At 68.0% G+C, this 16,495-nt stretch carries 16 protein-coding genes and 1 pseudogene; 14 read left to right on the forward strand and 3 right to left on the reverse strand.

Annotation, left to right across the window (positions count from 1 at the left end):
• Positions 1-16 precede the first annotated feature (16 nt).
• The 5 genes from Q0632_RS17055 (at position 17) to Q0632_RS17075 (ending at position 5,935) form a co-directional block, all read left to right on the forward strand.
• On the forward strand, positions 17-1,642 hold the full coding sequence (locus tag Q0632_RS17055) for an FAD-dependent monooxygenase (RefSeq protein ID WP_298932406.1): 1,626 nt from the start codon (positions 17-19) through the stop codon (positions 1,640-1,642).
• Positions 1,639-1,848 (forward strand): hypothetical protein, encoded by a 210-nt coding sequence (locus Q0632_RS17060; RefSeq protein WP_298932408.1) that lies wholly within the window; start codon positions 1,639-1,641, stop codon positions 1,846-1,848. The genes Q0632_RS17055 and Q0632_RS17060 overlap by 4 nt, the downstream gene beginning before the upstream one ends.
• Before the next feature lie 83 nt (positions 1,849-1,931).
• Positions 1,932-4,232, forward strand: coding sequence for a YgiQ family radical SAM protein (locus Q0632_RS17065; RefSeq protein WP_298932410.1), 2,301 nt, complete (start codon positions 1,932-1,934; stop codon positions 4,230-4,232).
• Positions 4,233-4,234: 2 nt separating this feature from the next.
• Entirely contained in the window at positions 4,235-5,020 is a 786-nt protein-coding gene (locus Q0632_RS17070) for a helix-turn-helix transcriptional regulator (protein WP_298932412.1), read from the forward strand.
• A gap of 36 nt (positions 5,021-5,056) precedes the next feature.
• The gene (locus Q0632_RS17075; protein WP_298932415.1) at positions 5,057-5,935 is read left to right on the forward strand and encodes an EamA family transporter; all 879 of its coding nucleotides are present in this window, start codon (positions 5,057-5,059) and stop codon (positions 5,933-5,935) included.
• Positions 5,936-5,948: 13 nt separating this feature from the next.
• Here Q0632_RS17075 and Q0632_RS17080 read toward each other — a convergent pair whose 3' ends face one another.
• Entirely contained in the window at positions 5,949-6,839 is an 891-nt protein-coding gene (locus Q0632_RS17080; RefSeq protein ID WP_298932417.1) for a CoA transferase, read from the reverse strand.
• A 254-nt stretch (positions 6,840-7,093) separates the two neighbouring features.
• Here Q0632_RS17080 and Q0632_RS17085 point away from each other — a divergent pair, with 254 nt between their 5' ends.
• Complete coding sequence (locus tag Q0632_RS17085) at positions 7,094-8,272, forward strand: acyl-CoA dehydrogenase family protein (RefSeq protein WP_298932419.1); 1,179 nt, start codon at positions 7,094-7,096, stop codon at positions 8,270-8,272.
• Positions 8,273-8,282: 10 nt separating this feature from the next.
• Positions 8,283-8,822: a cysteine hydrolase family protein gene (locus Q0632_RS17090; RefSeq protein ID WP_298932422.1), complete on the forward strand. Its 540-nt coding sequence runs from the start codon at positions 8,283-8,285 to the stop codon at positions 8,820-8,822.
• 129 nt (positions 8,823-8,951) lie between these two features.
• On the opposite strand, the gene pobA is transcribed toward Q0632_RS17090, so the two are convergent.
• Complete coding sequence (pobA, locus tag Q0632_RS17095) at positions 8,952-10,124, reverse strand: 4-hydroxybenzoate 3-monooxygenase (RefSeq protein WP_298932426.1); 1,173 nt, start codon at positions 10,122-10,124, stop codon at positions 8,952-8,954.
• 131 nt (positions 10,125-10,255) lie between these two features.
• Here pobA and Q0632_RS17100 point away from each other — a divergent pair, with 131 nt between their 5' ends.
• The 7 genes and pseudogenes from Q0632_RS17100 to Q0632_RS17130 all read left to right on the forward strand — a co-directional run.
• Complete coding sequence (locus Q0632_RS17100; protein WP_298932427.1) at positions 10,256-11,011, forward strand: IclR family transcriptional regulator C-terminal domain-containing protein; 756 nt, start codon at positions 10,256-10,258, stop codon at positions 11,009-11,011.
• Between the two features lie 140 nt (positions 11,012-11,151).
• The gene (locus Q0632_RS17105) at positions 11,152-11,793 is read left to right on the forward strand and encodes a peroxiredoxin (RefSeq protein ID WP_298932428.1); all 642 of its coding nucleotides are present in this window, start codon (positions 11,152-11,154) and stop codon (positions 11,791-11,793) included.
• Between the two features lie 14 nt (positions 11,794-11,807).
• A complete protein-coding gene (locus Q0632_RS17110) occupies positions 11,808-12,353 on the forward strand; it encodes an alpha/beta hydrolase (RefSeq protein WP_298932429.1) in 546 nt (181 codons plus the stop codon).
• Positions 12,350-13,342, forward strand: a complete 993-nt coding sequence (locus Q0632_RS17115) for a sulfate ABC transporter substrate-binding protein (protein ID WP_298932430.1) — start codon at positions 12,350-12,352, stop codon at positions 13,340-13,342. The genes Q0632_RS17110 and Q0632_RS17115 overlap by 4 nt, the downstream gene beginning before the upstream one ends.
• A 97-nt stretch (positions 13,343-13,439) precedes the next feature.
• Entirely contained in the window at positions 13,440-14,315 is an 876-nt protein-coding gene (gene cysT, locus Q0632_RS17120; protein ID WP_298932432.1) for a sulfate ABC transporter permease subunit CysT, read from the forward strand.
• A 1-nt stretch (position 14,316) separates the two neighbouring features.
• A complete protein-coding gene (cysW, locus tag Q0632_RS17125; protein WP_298932434.1) occupies positions 14,317-15,216 on the forward strand; it encodes a sulfate ABC transporter permease subunit CysW in 900 nt (299 codons plus the stop codon).
• Positions 15,213-15,884 (forward strand): annotated as a pseudogene (locus Q0632_RS17130) (sulfate/molybdate ABC transporter ATP-binding protein); the annotation flags it as partial. The gene cysW and the pseudogene Q0632_RS17130, both read left to right, overlap by 4 nt.
• 118 nt (positions 15,885-16,002) lie before the next feature.
• Here Q0632_RS17130 and Q0632_RS17135 read toward each other — a convergent pair.
• Positions 16,003-16,495 (reverse strand): amidohydrolase family protein (locus Q0632_RS17135; RefSeq protein WP_298932436.1); only part of this gene is annotated, 493 nt, incomplete at its 5' end.

Consider the following 16,495-nt stretch of genomic DNA (forward strand, 5'->3'; position numbering starts at 1 on the left):
GACACGCGCTAAAGTGATGGCGCAGTCCAACGCTGCTCCCACCTTGCGCAGCTTCGAATCCCCCACCTCGTTCCCTGCCCACGTCCCCGTCCTCATCGCCGGTGGCGGTCCAGTGGGCCTGACGCTGGCAGCTTTGCTGGCGCGCCATGGAATTCAAAGCCTGGTGGTGGAGGCCGACAGCGGGTACTGCGCGGGCAGCCGGGCCATCTGCATCTCGCGGCGCTCACAGGAAATTTTGGACTGGGCCGGTGTGGGTGAGGCTTTGGCGGCCAAGGCCTTGCCGTGGACGGGTGGGCGCAGCTACTGGCGCGGCACTGAGGTGCTGCACTTCCAGATGCCGCATGAGCCCAGCCAACGCTTCGCGCCCATGGTCAACATCCAGCAGTACTTGGTCGAGCAGTTCGTCCACGAAGCCCTGGCCGCTGCGCCGGAACTGGCCACCGTTGCCTGGGGCAGCCGGGTCGCCGGTCTGCGCCAGCGGGCGGACGGGGCCGAGGTGGAGATCGAGACCGCCACAGGGCGCCACACGGTGCAGACGGACTATGTTGTCGCCTGCGACGGCGGCCGCAGCACGGTGCGCGAGCAGCTGGGGCTGCAGCTGCAGGGCACGCAGTACGAGGGCCGCTACGTCATCGTCGACATCGTGCAAAAGACGCAGCCCCCGGTGGAACGCCTGGCCTGGTTTGACCCGCCCTCCAATCCCGGATCCACCCTGCTGATGCACCGCCAGCCCGACGACGTGTGGCGCATCGACTACCAGATCCGCGACGACGAGGACCCGGCGGAAGCGGTGAAACCCGAGAACGTGCTGCCGCGGGTGCAGGCCCATCTGGCAATGATCGGCGAGACCGCGCCCTGGGAGCCGCTGTGGATCTCGGTCTACAACGCCAAGTGCCTGAGCCTGCCGGACTACCGCCATGGCCGGGTGTTCTTTGCCGGCGACGCCGCCCACCTGGTGCCCATCTTCGGCGTGCGCGGCCTCAATTCAGGCCTGGACGACGCCGGCAACCTGGCCTGGAAGCTTGCGGCCGTGCTGCAGGGCAGGGCGCCCGACGCTTTGCTGGACTCGTACTCGCCCGAGCGCCTGCACGCCACCCGTGAGAACCTGGCCTTTGGCGCCAAGAGCACGGAATTCATGGCGCCGCCCAACTTCGCCTTCAGGCTGATGCGCGAGGCGGCGTTGCGGCTGGCGGTGACGGACGAGAAGGTGCGCTCGCTGGTCAACCCGCGCCAGTCCTCGGCCATCGACTACCGCGACTCGCCCTTGAACCTGGCGCAGCAGGGCGGGTGGTCCAGTGCCCTGGCCGCGCCCGGCGCGCCGGCACCCGAGGCCCTGCTGCTTGGCCCCCATGGCTCTTTCCATCTGACGCAGTGCTTCGGCAAGGACCTGCTGTGCCTGGTGTTTGGCGATGCGGCCTTGCCGCAGGCCCTGCGCTCGCTGCCCGCCCAGGGCGTGGCCGTTCTGGACATCCCGGCCGAGGCCGACAGCCTGGGCCAGGCGCGCCAGCGCTATGGCCTGCCCGACAACGCGGCCCAGGGCCTGGTCCTGGTGCGGCCCGATGGCTATGTGCTGGGCCGCTGGCGCGGCCTGGACCCCGCGCCACTGCTGGTGGCGCTCGAAGCTTTAGGATGGACAGCATGACCGACACCGACCTGGACCGCAGTTACACCGCCCTGTGCGAAGCCATGGCCGAGCTGGGGCCGGCCCGCACCGAACTCTTCCTGTCCATGACCTGCCTGGCCCTGATGGCCCGCTACGAGCGGGCCGACGACGTGATCAGCCTGATCGGCAATGTGCGGGCCCAGTGCCATGCCGAAGCCCGTAATAGCGACTTCCAAAGCCCTTGAAACGCGCGCGGAGGCGCCCCAGCCGGTAAAATCAGGGCCTCCCCCTCCCAAAGGCGCTGCGAGCGCCTTTTTTCTTTCCCACGATGAACGCTCCGGTCGACGTCTCCTTTTTCGCGCGCGCCGCCAAGCCGATCACCAGCTACCGCAAGTACTGGGCGGCCCGCTTCGGCACGGCGCCTTTCCTGCCCACGAGCCGGCGGGAGATGGATGCGCTCGGCTGGGACAGCTGCGACATCATCGTGGTGACGGGCGACGCCTATGTCGACCATCCCAGCTTCGGCATGGCCGTGATCGGCCGGGTGCTGGAGGCGCAGGGCTTTCGCGTGGGCATCATCGCCCAGCCCGACTGGCAGTCGGCCGAGCCCTTCAAGGCCCTGGGCAAGCCGAACCTGTTTTACGGCGTGACCGCCGGCAACATGGATTCGATGATCAACCGCTACACGGCGGACCGCAAGATCCGCAGCGACGACGCCTACACCCCGGGCGACATCGGCGGCAAGCGGCCCGACCGGGCCGCCATCGTCTACAGCCAGCGCTGCCGCGAAGCCTACAAGGACGTGCCCATCATCCTGGGCGGCATCGAGGGCAGCCTGCGCCGGATCGCGCATTACGACTACTGGTCGGACAAGGTGCGCCGTTCGGTTGTGACGGACGCCAAGTGCGACCTGCTGCTGTACGGCAACGCCGAGCGCGCGATCGTCGAGATTGCCCACCGCCTGGCCGCCAAGGAGCCGGTGCACGACATCACCGACGTGCGCGGCACCGCGTTTTTCCAGCGCAGCAAGCCCGAAGGCTGGTTCCAGATCGATTCGACCGAAGTCGACCAGCCGGGCCGGGTGGAAGACCACATCAACCCCTACCAGACCACCTCGGAGCAGGCCGCCGCGCAAGGCGAGACCTGCGCCAAGGAAGAGGGCACGGGCATGCCGGATGTCAATCCGGCCATCCAGCCCCTGACCTTCGTGCCCAACCCCAAGGTCAAACTCAAGGTGCCGCCGCGCGACCGCACGGTCATCCGCCTGCCCTCGTACGAGCAGGTCAAGAGCGACCCCGTGCTCTATGCCCACGCCAACCGCGTGCTGCACCTGGAGACCAATCCCGGCAATGCCCGCGCCCTGGTGCAGGCCCATGGCGAGCGCGATGTCTGGCTGAACCCGCCGCCCATCCCGCTGACCACGGCGGAGATGGACTATGTCTTCGGCCTGCCGTATGCCAGGAGCCCGCATCCGTCTTACGCCGATGCGAGCGGCAGCCATGAAGGGGAAACCAAGATCCCGGCCTGGGAGATGATCCGTTTCAGCGTGAATATCATGCGCGGCTGCTTCGGCGGCTGCACCTTCTGCTCCATCACCGAGCACGAAGGCCGCATCATCCAGAGCCGCTCGGAAGACTCCGTGATCCGCGAGATCGAGGAGATCCGCGACAAGATCCCGGCCTTCACCGGCGTCATCTCCGACCTGGGCGGCCCGACGGCCAACATGTACCGCATCGGCTGCAAGACGCCCGAGATCGAGGCAGCGTGTCGCAAGCCCAGCTGCGTCTACCCAGGCATCTGCCAGAACCTCAACACCGACCACTCGGCCCTGGTCCACATGTACCGCCGCGCGCGCGCGCTCAAGGGCGTCAAGAAAATCCTGATCGGCTCGGGCCTGCGCTATGACCTGGCCGTGCAGTCGCCTGAGTACGTCAAGGAGCTGGTCCAGCACCACGTCGGCGGCTACCTGAAAATCGCGCCGGAGCACACCGAGCAAGGCCCGCTGACCAAGATGATGAAGCCGGGCATCGGCAGCTACGACAAGTTCAAGGCCATGTTCGAGAAGTACTCGGCCGAGGCGGGCAAGAAGCAGTACCTCATCCCGTACTTCATCGCCGCCCACCCGGGCACCAGCGACGAAGACATGATGAACCTGGCCATCTGGCTCAAGAAGAACGGCTTCCGTGCCGACCAGGTCCAGACCTTTTATCCCAGCCCCATGGCCACGGCCACGGCCATGTACCACTCCGGCCGCAACACCTTGCGCAAGGTGCGCCGCACGGCGGAGGCCGACGACACGGTGGACATCGTGCGCGGCGAGAAGCGCCGGCGCCTGCACAAGGCCTTCCTGCGCTACCACGACGCCAACAACTGGCCGCTGCTGCGGGATGCATTGAAGGCCATGGGCCGGGCCGACCTGATCGGCAACGGCAAGCACCATCTCATCCCCAGCTTCCAGCCCATCACCGACGGCAGCTACGTCAGCGCGCGCCGCAAGAATTCGACCGCGACGCCGGTCAAGGCCGGTGCCCCGGTCAAGGGCCGCATCCTGACCCAGCACACGGGCCTGCCACCGCGTGTGACCGGCTCGGCCAAACCGGGCGCCAAGCCCGTTCGCAAACCCCGCTGACCATGCCGCAGGACCGCAAGCTGATTGCCGATGGCAGCGGTTTGCGTGTGGAGCGTGTGCGCAGCCACGCCACCGCGCCGCAATGGAGTCCCGTCTACAGAGCGCCCAGCCGCCGCCTGGTCTTGCCCGGCAGCGGCGCGGCGCGCCTGCGCTGCGCCGGCTCGGACCTCTTGATCGACACCCTGACAGCCTTTCGCGTCGGCCAGGACCTGGCCTACCAGCTGCGGCCCGAACTGCCCGACGAGCGCGACAGCGTGGTGGTCAGCGAGGCGCCCGGTGCCGGCGTGGCGCAGGAGCTGGCCCAGGCCTGGCTGCTGCCGCCGGCCGCCCTGTACAGGCTGCGCCTGCACTGGCTGGCCTTGCAGGCCGGCGGCGCGCAGGCCCAGGCCACGGCGCAGGTGCTCGGCCAGGCGCTGCACAGTGCAGTGGCCCTGGCATCCGGCGTGCAACAGGCGCGGCCGGTGCTGCGCGCGCGCAGTTTTCTTCTCAGCCAGGCCGGCGGCCGTGCCACGCTGCAGGAGGTGGCCGACGCCGCCTGCAGCTCGCCCTTCCATCTGGCGCGCAGCTTTCGCCGCGCGCTGGGCCTGGGCCTGCACCAGTACCGCCAGCGCCTGCGGCTGGCGACGGCGCTGGCCTGGCTGGAAGAAGGCGAGCGTGACCTGGCCGACCTGGCGCACGAACTGGGTTTTTGCAGCCAGAGCCATTTCGGCGAGGTCTTCCGGCGCGAGCTGGGCCTCTCGCCGGCGCGCGCACGCGTGGCCCTGGCCCGCGCAACAGCAGGAATCTGATAGCCGCGCGGGCCGGGCCGGCCCACACTCGCGGCCATGTCACGCAATCTCCTTCTCGGCCTCCTTGCCGCCTTGCTCGCTGCCCTGATTGGCACAGGCTGGCAACTCGTCTCGCGCCACGGCGTCACCACCAGCCTGGGGCCGATCGAACTGGCGGTGCTGCGTTATGGCCTGCCGGCGCTGATGCTGTCGCCCTGCCTGCGCGGCCTGGGCCTGCTGCCAGCGGGGGTGCCCAGGCTGGTCTTGCTGCTGCTGGTGGCCGGCGGCGGCCTGCCCTTCGGCCTGCTGGTGCTGTCGGGCGCGCAGTTCGCGCCGGCCGCCCACATCGGCGTCTTCCTGTCGGGCGCCATGCCTCTGTTCGCCGCGCTGCTGGCCTGGCGGGTCGAGGGCGAGCGCTTCAATGCGCTGCGCAAGGCCGGCCTGCTGTTGGTGGCGCTGGGCGTCGCCATCCTGGGTTCGGCCGGTTGGGGCAACGCCAGCTGGCGCGGCGATCTGCTGTTCCTGCTGGCGGCCCTGGCTTGGGCGGTCTACACCCTGGCCTTTCGCCGCAGTGGCCTGACACCTTGGCAGGGCGCGGCCCTGGTCAATGCCTGGTCGGCGCTGCTGCTGTTGCTGGTCTTGCCCTGGCTGGGCGCGCCGCGCCTGCTGACCGCACCCTGGCCCGACCTGGCCTTCCAGGTGGTGTGGCAGGGCGGCATCGCCGGCGTGCTGGGCCTGGTGACCTATACCGCCGCGGTCGTGCGGCTGGGTGCGGCCCGCGCCGCGCTCTCGTCGGCCCTGGTGCCGCCGATGACGGCGCTGGGCGCTTTCTGGGTGTTGGGTGAACCGTTGGCTGCCAGCAGCGGCCTGGCGGTGGCGCTGGTCGCTTGGGGTGTGGCGGTGGCGGGATTGAGCGGGATGGCGCGGCGCGCGTGACGCCGCGGCCGCCTCAATCGGCCAGCGTGTGCAGGGGAATGTCCAGGTCGGCAGCCAGGCGCTCGAGTTCGGCGCGGGTCTGGCTGCGTAGGTAGCGGCCGATGGCCTCGTGCGTGCCCTGGGCAAACATGGCGCGCAGGTCGGAGACCGGCACACCGGCGGCAGCGCACAGGGCCGCGGCGAAATGCGGCTCCAGCGCGGCCACTGCCACCCGGCCATCCTTGCAGCGGTAGATGCCGTAGCCGGCATGGGCGCCGCCGACCGCGCCATCGGGCTGGGTCAGACCCCATTGGCGCGGCAGTGCCAGGTAGCCGGCAGTCTCGGCCAGAGCGACCTCCAGCCGGATGCCGCGCGGATGGACCTCGCCCGTGCCGGTGTAGCGCTGGGCCTGGTGCAGCGCGGCCTGCAGCACGGCCTCGCTGGCCATCACCGAGCCGCACATGTCAGCGTACAGCGTGGCCGGCAGTTCCAGCCCGGTCACCAGGCCGTTGGCTGCCAGGTAGGTCAGGTCGTGACCGGGCTCCTCGGCCAGCGCGCCCGCGCCGCCGCCGATGGCCACGTGGCACAGCGAGGGATAGCGGGTGTGCAGGGTCTTCCAGTCCAGCCCCAGCTTGATCAGGGCCGAAGGCCGGAAGGAGGTGAGCAGCACGTCGGTGCGGGCCAGCTCGCGGTGCAGCAGGGCCTGGCCTTCGGCAGTCTTGAGATCGGCGCTCTCCACTTTGACGCCCTCGTGCAACTGCGCATAAGCCGGGCGGTTGTAGTGGGCCATCGGGTCGCCGTGCGGCGGCTCGAGCTTGGTGCAATGGGCGCCCATGCGGCGGCAGCGCATCAGGGCGGCGGGGCCGGGCAGGTTCAGGGCCAGGCTGAGGACGCGAACGCCCTGGAGGACTTGGACGGCGGGCATGGCTTGTGATGGCAGTGTTTTGCGCAAGACTAGCAGAGACATGGCCATGGATCTGTGGGTCCGCGACCACGAAGATCGCAATAGCCTGGTGGCGCTCGGGCTGTTGCCGCCCTGAATGTCTTGCGGTCCGGGGGACTCCCGGATAGGCTTTGAACAAGCAGTGGGTCAGGCTGCAAAAAAGAACCAAAAGGGGACCGCATGAACAACAAGAAGCTGCCGATGGTGGCCGCGCCCAACCGGGCTTGCGCCCTTTGATGCTCGCCGCCGCCCAGGATCACCGGTACGCAGACCTGCGCGAAGGTGTTCGCGCCGCCTGCGCGCCTTTCGACTCCGCCTACTGGCAGCGCATCGACCGCGAGCGCGGCTTTCCCGAGGAGTTCTTCGGCGCCCTGACGCTGGCCGGCTGGCTGGCCGTGATGGTGCCCAAGCGTTACGGCGGCAGTGGCCTGGGCCTGTCGGAGGCCAGCATCATCGTCGAGGAGATCAACCGCAGCGGCGGCAATGCGGGCTTTTGCCACGGCCAGATCCACGCCATGGGCACCCTGGCGCGCAACGGCAGCGAGGCGCAGAAGGACGCCTGGCTGCCGCGCGTGGCCACCGGCGAGCTGCGCCTGCAATCGCTGGCGGTGACCGAGCCCGATGCCGGCACCGACACCACCGGCATCAGCACCACCGCCGTGCTGCACAAGTCGGGCGCGGGCAGCTACTACACCATCAACGGCACCAAGACCTGGATCTCGCGCGTGCGCCACACCGAGGGCATGCTGCTGCTCGCCCGCACCACGCCGCTGGAGCAGTGCCAGCGCAAGACCGAGGGCCTGTCGATGTTCATGGTCAACGTGCACGAGGCCATCGGCCAGGGCATGTCGGTCAAACCCATTCCCAACATGGTCAACCACGAGGTCAGCGAGCTGCAGTTCGAGGGGCTGGAGCTGCCCGCCAACATGCTGGTAGGCAAGGAGGGACAGGGCTTTGCCTACCTGCTCGAGGGCATGCATGCCGAGCGCGCGCTGTTCTCGGCCGAAGCGGTCGGCGACGCCTACTGGTTCATCGACCGGGCCACGGCCTACGCCAACCAGCGCGTGGTCTTCAACCGGCCGATCGGCCAGAACCAGGGCGTGCAGTTCCCGCTGGCCCAGGCCTGGATCGAGGCCGAGGCCGCCAACCTGATGCGCTTTCGGGCCTGCGAGCTGTACGACGCCGGTCGGCCCTGCGCCGACGAGGCCAACATGGCCAAGTACCTGGCGGCCAAGGCCGCCTGGGAAGCCGCGGACGCCTGCTTGCAGACCTACGGCGGCTTCGGTTTCGCCTGCGAGTACGACGTGGAGCGCAAATTCAGGGAGACCCGTTTGCACCAGATCACGCCGGTCTCGACCAACATGGTCCTGGCCTACATGGCCCAGCACGTGCTGGGCATGCCGCGGGCCTACTGATGACCGCGCCATGAAGTCCGCCGTCCTGGTCATCGATGTCCAGCGCGCCGTGTGCGAAAGCGCCTTCGCCGTCCAGGCGGTGATCGTGCGGATCAACGCGGTGTTGCGCAGTGCGCGCGCCGCCGGCGCGCCGGTGGTCTTCATCCAGCACGCATCGTCGGACGGGCCGCTCGAGCGCGGCAGCCCGGGATGGGAGCTGGCGCCCGAGCTGGATGTCCAGCCTGCGGACACCGTGGTCGGCAAGACCGCCGCCGATGCCTTCCATGGGACCGTGCTGCAAGCCACCCTGGAGGTATTGGCGGTGCGCAGCCTGGTCATCTGCGGCCTGCAAAGCGAGTTCTGCGTCGACACCACCACGCGGCGGGCGCTGGGTCTGGGCTATCCGGTCACGCTGCTGGCCGATGGCCACACCACCGCGGACAACGGCGTGCTGACGGCTGCGCAGATCATTGCGCACCACAACCGCACCCTGGCCGACATCAGGAGCTTCGGCCCCCGCGTCACTCTGGCGCCGGCGCACGAGATCGTGTTCGACGGCGCCGCGGCCTGAAGGCTGGAAGAGCGCACTGCGCCATGACCGGCAAGTCCCCATCGGCATCCTGCGACTTGTGGCCCACCAGGTGCAGGCCGATGCGCTGGCCTGATGGCTGTTGCCGCTGGGACGAGGACACCGCAGCGTTCAGAGCGGCAGGCCGACGTAGTTCTCGGCCAGCGCGGTGGACATGGCGCGCGAGTGCACCAGGTAGTCCAGTTCGGCTTCCTGGATCTTCTGGCCGAAGCCGCCGTCGTCCGGGAACTTGTGCATCAGCGAGGTCAGCCACCAGGAGAAGCGCTCGGCCTTCCAGACCCGGCGCAGACAGCGCGCCGAATAGCTGTCGATGCCGGCGGCCGATTTCTCCTGGAAATGCTCGATCAAGGCTGTGGACAGGTACTTGACGTCGGAAGCGGCCAGGTTCAGGCCCTTGGCGCCGGTGGGCGGCACGATGTGGGCGGCGTCGCCGGCCAGGAACAAGCGGCCAAAGCGCATGGGCTCGGCCACGAAGCTGCGCAGCGGGGCGATGCTTTTTTCGATCGAGGGGCCGGTGACGATGCGCTCGGCCAGCTCCGGGTCCAGGCGGCGCCGCAGCTCGTCCCAGAAGCGCTGGTCGCTCCAGTCCTCGACCTTGTCGTCCATCGGGCACTGCACGTAGTAGCGGCTGCGCGTCAGGCTGCGCATGGAACACAGCGAGAAGCCGCGCGGGCTGTTGCCGTAGACGATGGCGTGGGGCGAGACCGGCGGCGTGTCCGACAGCACGCCCAGCCAGCCGAAGGGATAGACCCGCTCGTACTCGGTGATGGAATCCTTGACCGTGGCACGGCTGACGCCGTGGAAGCCGTCGCAGCCGGCGATGAAGTCGCATGCGATCTCATGCTCCTGGTCGTCCTTGCGGTAGCGCACGCGCGGGTTCGCGCCGTCGAAGTCGTGCAGGCTGACCTCGTCGGCCGAGTAGATGGTCGTCAGGCCGGCGGCAGCGCGCGCCTCCATCAGGTCACGCGTCAGCTCGGTCTGGCCATAGGCGGTGACGGTCTTGCCGCCGGTCAGCTCGTCGATCGCGATGGGATGGCGGGTGGCGTCGAAGACCAGCTCGATGGCGTGGTGCACCGTGCCTTCGGCGTGCAGGCGGGCGCCGACGCCGACCTCGTCGAGCAGATCGACCGTCACCTGCTCCAGGATGCCGGCGCGGATGCGACCCAGCACGTAGTCGCCGGTCTGGCGCTCGATGATGATGTTGTCCACGCCCGCCTTGGCGAGCAACTGGCCGAGCAGCAGGCCCGAGGGGCCGGCGCCGATGATGGCAACCTGGGTGCGCATAGGTGTCTCCTGGAGAAGCCTGCAGCTTAGGCGGGGCAGGGCGGCACGGCCAGCAGCAGGCCGCGCGGCTGTGCGATGATCGCCTTCTTTGCGCGATGATCGCGCAGCAGTCCATGGTGCGGGAGGGCTCTATGACCATCGCCAAGGCCGATTTCATCGTAGGCATGGCCAAGGGCCTGGCCGTGCTGGAAAGCTTCGACACCGAGCGCCAGCGCCTGAACGCCACGCTGGCGGCCCAGCGCGCCGGCATCACACGGGCGGCGGCGCGGCGCCATTTGCTGACCCTGGCCCACCTGGGCTACCTGGACACCGATGGCGCGTACTTCTGGCTGGCCCCCAAGGTGCTGCGCTTTTCCGGCAGCTACCTGGCCTCGGCCCGGCTGCCGCGCGCCGTCCAGCCCACGCTCAACCGCCTGGCCCAGGATGGCGAGTCCTTTTCCGCCGTGGTGCTCGATGGCGACCAGGGCGTGATCGTGGCGCGCAGCGGATCGCACCGCATGCTGGCCTACGGTCTGCACCTGGGCGCGCGCCTGCCGGCCCATGCCACGTCCACCGGCCGCGTGCTGCTGGCCGCCCAGACCAAGGCGGCTTTCAATGCCTGGATGAAGGGCAAGGAGCTGGCCCGGCTGACCGCCCACACGGTGGTGGACCCCAAGAAGTTCCGCGCCCTGGTCGCGCAGGTGCGGGCGCAGGACTGGTGCGTGGCCAGCCAGGAGCACGAGCTGGGCGTCCATGCCCTGGCCGTGCCCCTGCGCAACATGCAGGGCGTCACAGTGGCGGCGCTGAACGTGGTGACCAGCCCCCAGCGCCTGCAGCCCGGTCCGCTGGAGCGCGAACTCCTACCCCTGCTGCAGGACGCGGCCCGCGAACTGCGGCCCTTGCTCTAGCCCTGCGCTGTCGGCCGCCAGGCCCCGCCGAGCTTGGCTTATGCCGCGGGCGCCATAAAGTAAGAACAAGAGAGTCGTTGGGTATTTATAACCAAAACCCCAGAATTCATGTTCTCGTTATTCGAAAGGCAGGCAAGAACATGGCGACTTTGCGACTGGGCGACACCGCCCCCGACTTCCAGCAGGACTCCACCCAGGGCCCGATCTCCTTCCACGAATGGGCCGGCAACTCCTGGGTCGTGCTGTTCTCGCATCCTGCCGACTTCACGCCCGTGTGCACCACCGAGCTGGGCAAGACGGCTGCCCTGTCCGGCGAGTTCGCCAAGCGCGGCGTCAAGCCCATCGCCGTCAGCGTCGACCCGCTGGAATCGCACGGCAAATGGATCCAGGACATCAACGAGACCCAGAACACCACGGTCAACTTTCCCATCCTGGCCGACGCCGACAAGAAGGTCGCCACGCTGTACGACATGATCCACCCGAACTCGCTGGCCAACGCCACCGTGCGCAGTGTGTTCATCATCGACCCCAAGCACGTGGTCCGCACCACGCTGACCTACCCGGCCAGCACCGGCCGCAATTTCGATGAAATCCTGCGCGTGATCGACTCGCTGCAGCTGACCGACAGCCACAAGGTCGCCACGCCGGCCAACTGGAAGGATGGCGACGACGTGGTCATCATCCCCAGCATCCAGGACCCGGCCGAGATCGCCCAGCGCTTTCCCAAGGGCTTCAATGCCATCAAGCCCTACCTGCGCCTGACGCCGCAGCCGAACAAATAAGCCGGCGGACCAGCGTGCCGTCGGCCACCGTCATCATCGTGCCCGGCTGGCGGGACTCCGGCCCGGAGCACTGGCAGAGCCTGTGGGCCCAGCGCCTGCCCGGCGCGCGCCGCGTCGTGCAGGACGACTGGATCACGCCCACCCGCGCCGCCTGGGTCGGCTCGCTGTCGCGCCAGATCCTGGAGGCCGAAGGCCCGGTGGTGATCGCCGCTCACAGCCTGGGCTGCATCGCCACCAGCCACCTGCCGCCCGAGGCTGCAGCCCGGATCACGGGCGCGCTGCTGGTGGCCCCGGCCGACCCGGAGCGCCGCGCCATCCTCAACGACTTCGCCCCCGTGCCGTCGCAGCGCCTGCCCTACCGCAGCATCGTGGTGGGCAGCAGCAACGACCCGTATTGCCCGGTGCGCCTGGCCGGCGCCTATGCGCGGGCCTGGGGCAGCGAGTTCGTCCGGCTCACCGGCGCCGGTCACATCAACATTGAATCGGGGCACGGCGAGTGGCCCCTGGGCGTGGCGCTCCTGCAATCGCTTACCGCATCGCAAACTCTGGAAACAGCATGAATTTCAAGATCAAGACCCTGGTGGCCGCGGCCGCCATCGCCGCCAGCAGCCTGGCATCGGCCCAGACCCTGCTGAACGTCTCGTACGACGTGGCGCGCGAGTTCTACAAGGACATCAACGCCGCCTTCATCCCGGCCTACAAGAAGGCCACTGGCAAGGACGTCAAGGTCGACCAGTCGCATGCCGGCTCCAGCGCCCAGGCGCGCGCCGTCGCCGACGGCCTGGATGCTGACGTGGTGACCATGAACACCACCACCGACATCGAGTTCCTGGCCGACAAGGGCGTGGTCGCCAAGGACTGGGCCAAGCGCTTCCCCAACAACGCCTCTCCGACCAGCAGCACCATGCTGTTCCTCACGCGCAACGGCAACCCCAAGGGCATCAAGGACTGGGACGACCTCATCAAGCCCGGCGTGCAGGTCGTGGTGGTCAATCCCAAGACCGGTGGCAACGGCCGCTACGCCTACCTGGCGGCCTGGGGCTACGTGAAGAAGAAGGGCGGCACCGACGCCCAGGCCCAGGAGTTTTTGTCCAAGCTGTACAAGAACGTGCCGGTGCTGGCCCGGGGCGGCCGCGACGCCACCTCCGCCTTCCTGCAGCGCAACACCGGTGACGTGCTGATCACCTTCGAGTCCGAAGTCGAGTCCGTCAACAAGGAGTTCGGCGAAGGCAAGGTCGATGCCGTCTATCCTTCGGTCAGCATCGTGGCCGAGAACCCGGTGGCCGTGGTCGAGCGCACCGTGGCCAAGAAGGGCACGGCCGACCTGGCCAAGGCCTACCTGGACTTCCTGTACTCGCCCGAAGGCCAGGAGATCGCCGCCAAGCATTCCATCCGCCCGCAGAATCCGGCGGTGCTGAAGAAATACGCCACCACCTTCAAGCCGGTCAAGCTGTTCACCGTGCAGGAGCTGTTCGGTTCCTTGTCGGAGGCACAAAAGGTGCACTTCAACGACGGCGGCCAGTTCGACAAGATCTACACAGTGAAATGACCCACCCCCGAAGCGCCTTTGGCGCCTCCCCCTCGAGGGGGCGCCACCAGCGGCCCGGCAAAGCCGGATCCGCGGTGACCCACGAAAAATACAAAGCATGAGCGCTACAAGTATCGCGGTGCCGCTGCCAAGTGCACCGGTGCCGAGCCGGCGCGGATCCAGGAAGGTCCTGCCCGGCTTCAATTTGACCCTGGGCTACACCGTCCTGTACCTCAGCCTGATCGTGCTGATTCCGCTGTCGGCCCTGGTCTTCAAGACCTTCACCCTCAGCTGGGACCAGTTCTGGGCTGCCATCAGCTCGCCGCGGGTGCTGGCCTCCTACCGCCTGACCTTTGGCGCCTCCTTCATCGCCGCCATGGTCAACGTGGTCTTCGGGCTGCTGCTGGCCTGGGTGCTGGTGCGCTATGAATTCCCCGGCAAGAAGATCGTCGATGCCCTCGTCGACCTGCCGTTCGCCCTGCCCACGGCCGTGGCCGGCATCTCGCTGACGGCCCTGCTGGCCGGCAACGGCTGGATCGGCCAGTACCTGGAGCCCATGGGCATCAAGCTGGCCTTCAATCCCAACGGCGTGGTCATCGCCCTGATCTTCATCGGCCTGCCGTTCGTGGTGCGCACGGTGCAGCCGGTGCTGGAAGACACGGAGAAAGAGCTGGAAGAGGCTGCGATGTGCCTGGGCGCGACCCGCTGGCAGACCTTCAGCCGCGTCATCCTGCCGGCCATCGCGCCGGCCTTGCTGACCGGCTTTGCCATGGCTTTTGCCCGCGCCATCGGCGAGTACGGCTCGGTCATCTTCATCGCCGGCAACATGCCCATGGTCTCGGAGATCACGCCGCTGATCATCATCGGCAAGCTCGAGCAGTACGACTACGCCGGGGCCACCGCGGTGGCCACGGTGATGCTGCTCATGTCCTTCGTCCTGCTGCTGGTGATCAACGCCCTGCAGTCCTGGCAGCGCAAACGGTCGGGAGCCTGACATGGCAACAAGCAACCTGACCACAAAGCGCGTCAAGACCACGGAAGCGGCCTGGGTGCGCTGGACGCTGATCGGCATCGCGCTGCTGTTCGTGTTCCTGTTCCTGGTGCTGCCGCTGGCGGCGGTCTTCACCGAGGCGCTGCGCAAGGGCGCGGGCGCCTATCTGGAGGCATTGAAGGAGCCCGACGCCTGGGCGGCCATCCGGCTGACGCTGATCACCGCGGCCATCGCCGTGCCGCTGAACCTGGTGTTCGGCGTGGCGGCGGCCTGGTGCATCGCCAAGTACGAGTTCCGCGGCAAGGCCTTCCTGACCACCCTGGTGGACCTGCCGTTCTCGGTCTCGCCTGTGGTCGCCGGCCTGATCTACGTGCTGGTCTTCGGCGCCCAGGGCTGGTTCGGCCCCTGGCTGGCCGCGCACGACATCAAGATCGTCTTCGCCATCCCCGGCATCGTGCTGGCCACCATCTTCGTGACCTTTCCCTTCATCGCGCGCGAACTGATCCCGCTGATGCAGGCCCAGGGCAACGAGGAGGAGCAGGCCGCCATCGTGCTGGGCGCCAGCGGCTGGCAGACCTTCTGGTATGTCACCCTGCCCAACATCAAGTGGGGCCTGATCTATGGCGTGATCCTGTGCAACGCGCGGGCCATGGGCGAGTTCGGCGCGGTCTCGGTGGTCTCTGGCCACATCCGCGGCCAGACCAACACCATGCCGCTGCACGTGGAGATCCTCTACAACGAGTACCAGTCAGTCGCCGCCTTCGCCGTGGCCTCGCTGCTGGCCCTGCTGGCGCTGGTCACGCTGGTGATCAAGTCGGTCGTCGAATGGCGCCACGAGCGCGAAATGAAGTTGGCGGCGGACGCTCCTCCCGAGCGCCCCCTGCAAGTCAAGGAAGCTGTATGAGCATCGAAATCCGCAACGTCAGCAAGCAGTTCGGCGACTTCCACGCCCTGCGCGATGTCTCGCTGGACATCAACTCGGGCGAGCTGATCGCCTTGCTCGGCCCCTCGGGCTGCGGCAAGACCACGCTGCTGCGCATCATCGCCGGCCTGGAGACAGGCGACGCCGGCAACATCCTGTTCAGTGGCGAGGACACGACCGACAAGCATGTGCGCGAGCGCCAGGTCGGCTTCGTCTTCCAGCACTACGCCCTGTTTCGCCACATGACGGTGTTCGAGAACGTGGCCTTCGGCCTGCGCGTCAAGCCGCGCGGCCAGCGTCCCAGCGAAGACCAGATCAAGAAGAAGGTGCACGACCTTCTCAGCCTGGTGCAGCTGGACTGGCTGGCCGACCGCTTCCCCTCGCAGCTGTCGGGTGGCCAGCGCCAGCGCATCGCCATTGCCCGGGCGTTGATCCTCGAGCCGCAGATCCTGCTGCTCGACGAGCCGACATCGGCGCTCGATGCCTCGATCCAGGCTGAGATCCTCAACCTGCTCGAACAGGTGCGCAAGGATCGCGGCCTGACCTTTGTCATGGTCAGCCACGATCTCTCGGTGATCAGCCACATGTGCGAAAAGCTGGTGGTGATGAAGTCCGGCAAGGTGGTGGAAACCCTGTCGACGGAGCAGTTGCGCAGCCGCGACTTTTCCACCGACTACACGCGCCAGCTTCTCACCGCCAGCGAGGGTTTTCGCCGCGACTGACAAAGGGCGCAACTGATCCTGGGCGCCGCTGATCGTGCCGGGTGGCTCACGCCACCCGCAGCCCCGACCGCCAGGCGGCTTTCAGGAACGGATGGCCGTCGTGCAGGTCGGTGCGGATCAGGTCGGCGCGCAGGCCGAGCGAAATTTCGCCGCGATCCTTCAAGCCGCCGGCCAGCGCCGGTGCACGGGTGACCATGGCCACCGCGCGCGGCAGATCGTAGCTGAGGCCCGGATCGGCGGCGATCATGAAGGCCGCATCGAGCAGCGAGCGCGGCACATAGTCGGATGCCAGGATATCGACGAGATCGGCAACCAGCAGGTCGCGCACGGCGATATTTCCGGACTGCGAGCCGCCGCGCAGGATGTTCGGTGCGCCGGCGACGATGCCCAGCCCCTTGTCGCGTGCGGCTTGTGCTGCCTCGATCGAGCAGGGGAATTCGGAAATGCTGACGCCATCGGCCAGCGCCTCGTCAATGTGTTCGATATCGGTATCGTCATGGCTCATCAGTGGCAGGGAGCGCGACCGAGCAAGTGCGACG

This window comes from uncultured Ramlibacter sp., from assembly GCF_936925435.1.
In the GTDB taxonomy this organism is placed as follows: domain Bacteria; phylum Pseudomonadota; class Gammaproteobacteria; order Burkholderiales; family Burkholderiaceae_C; genus Ramlibacter.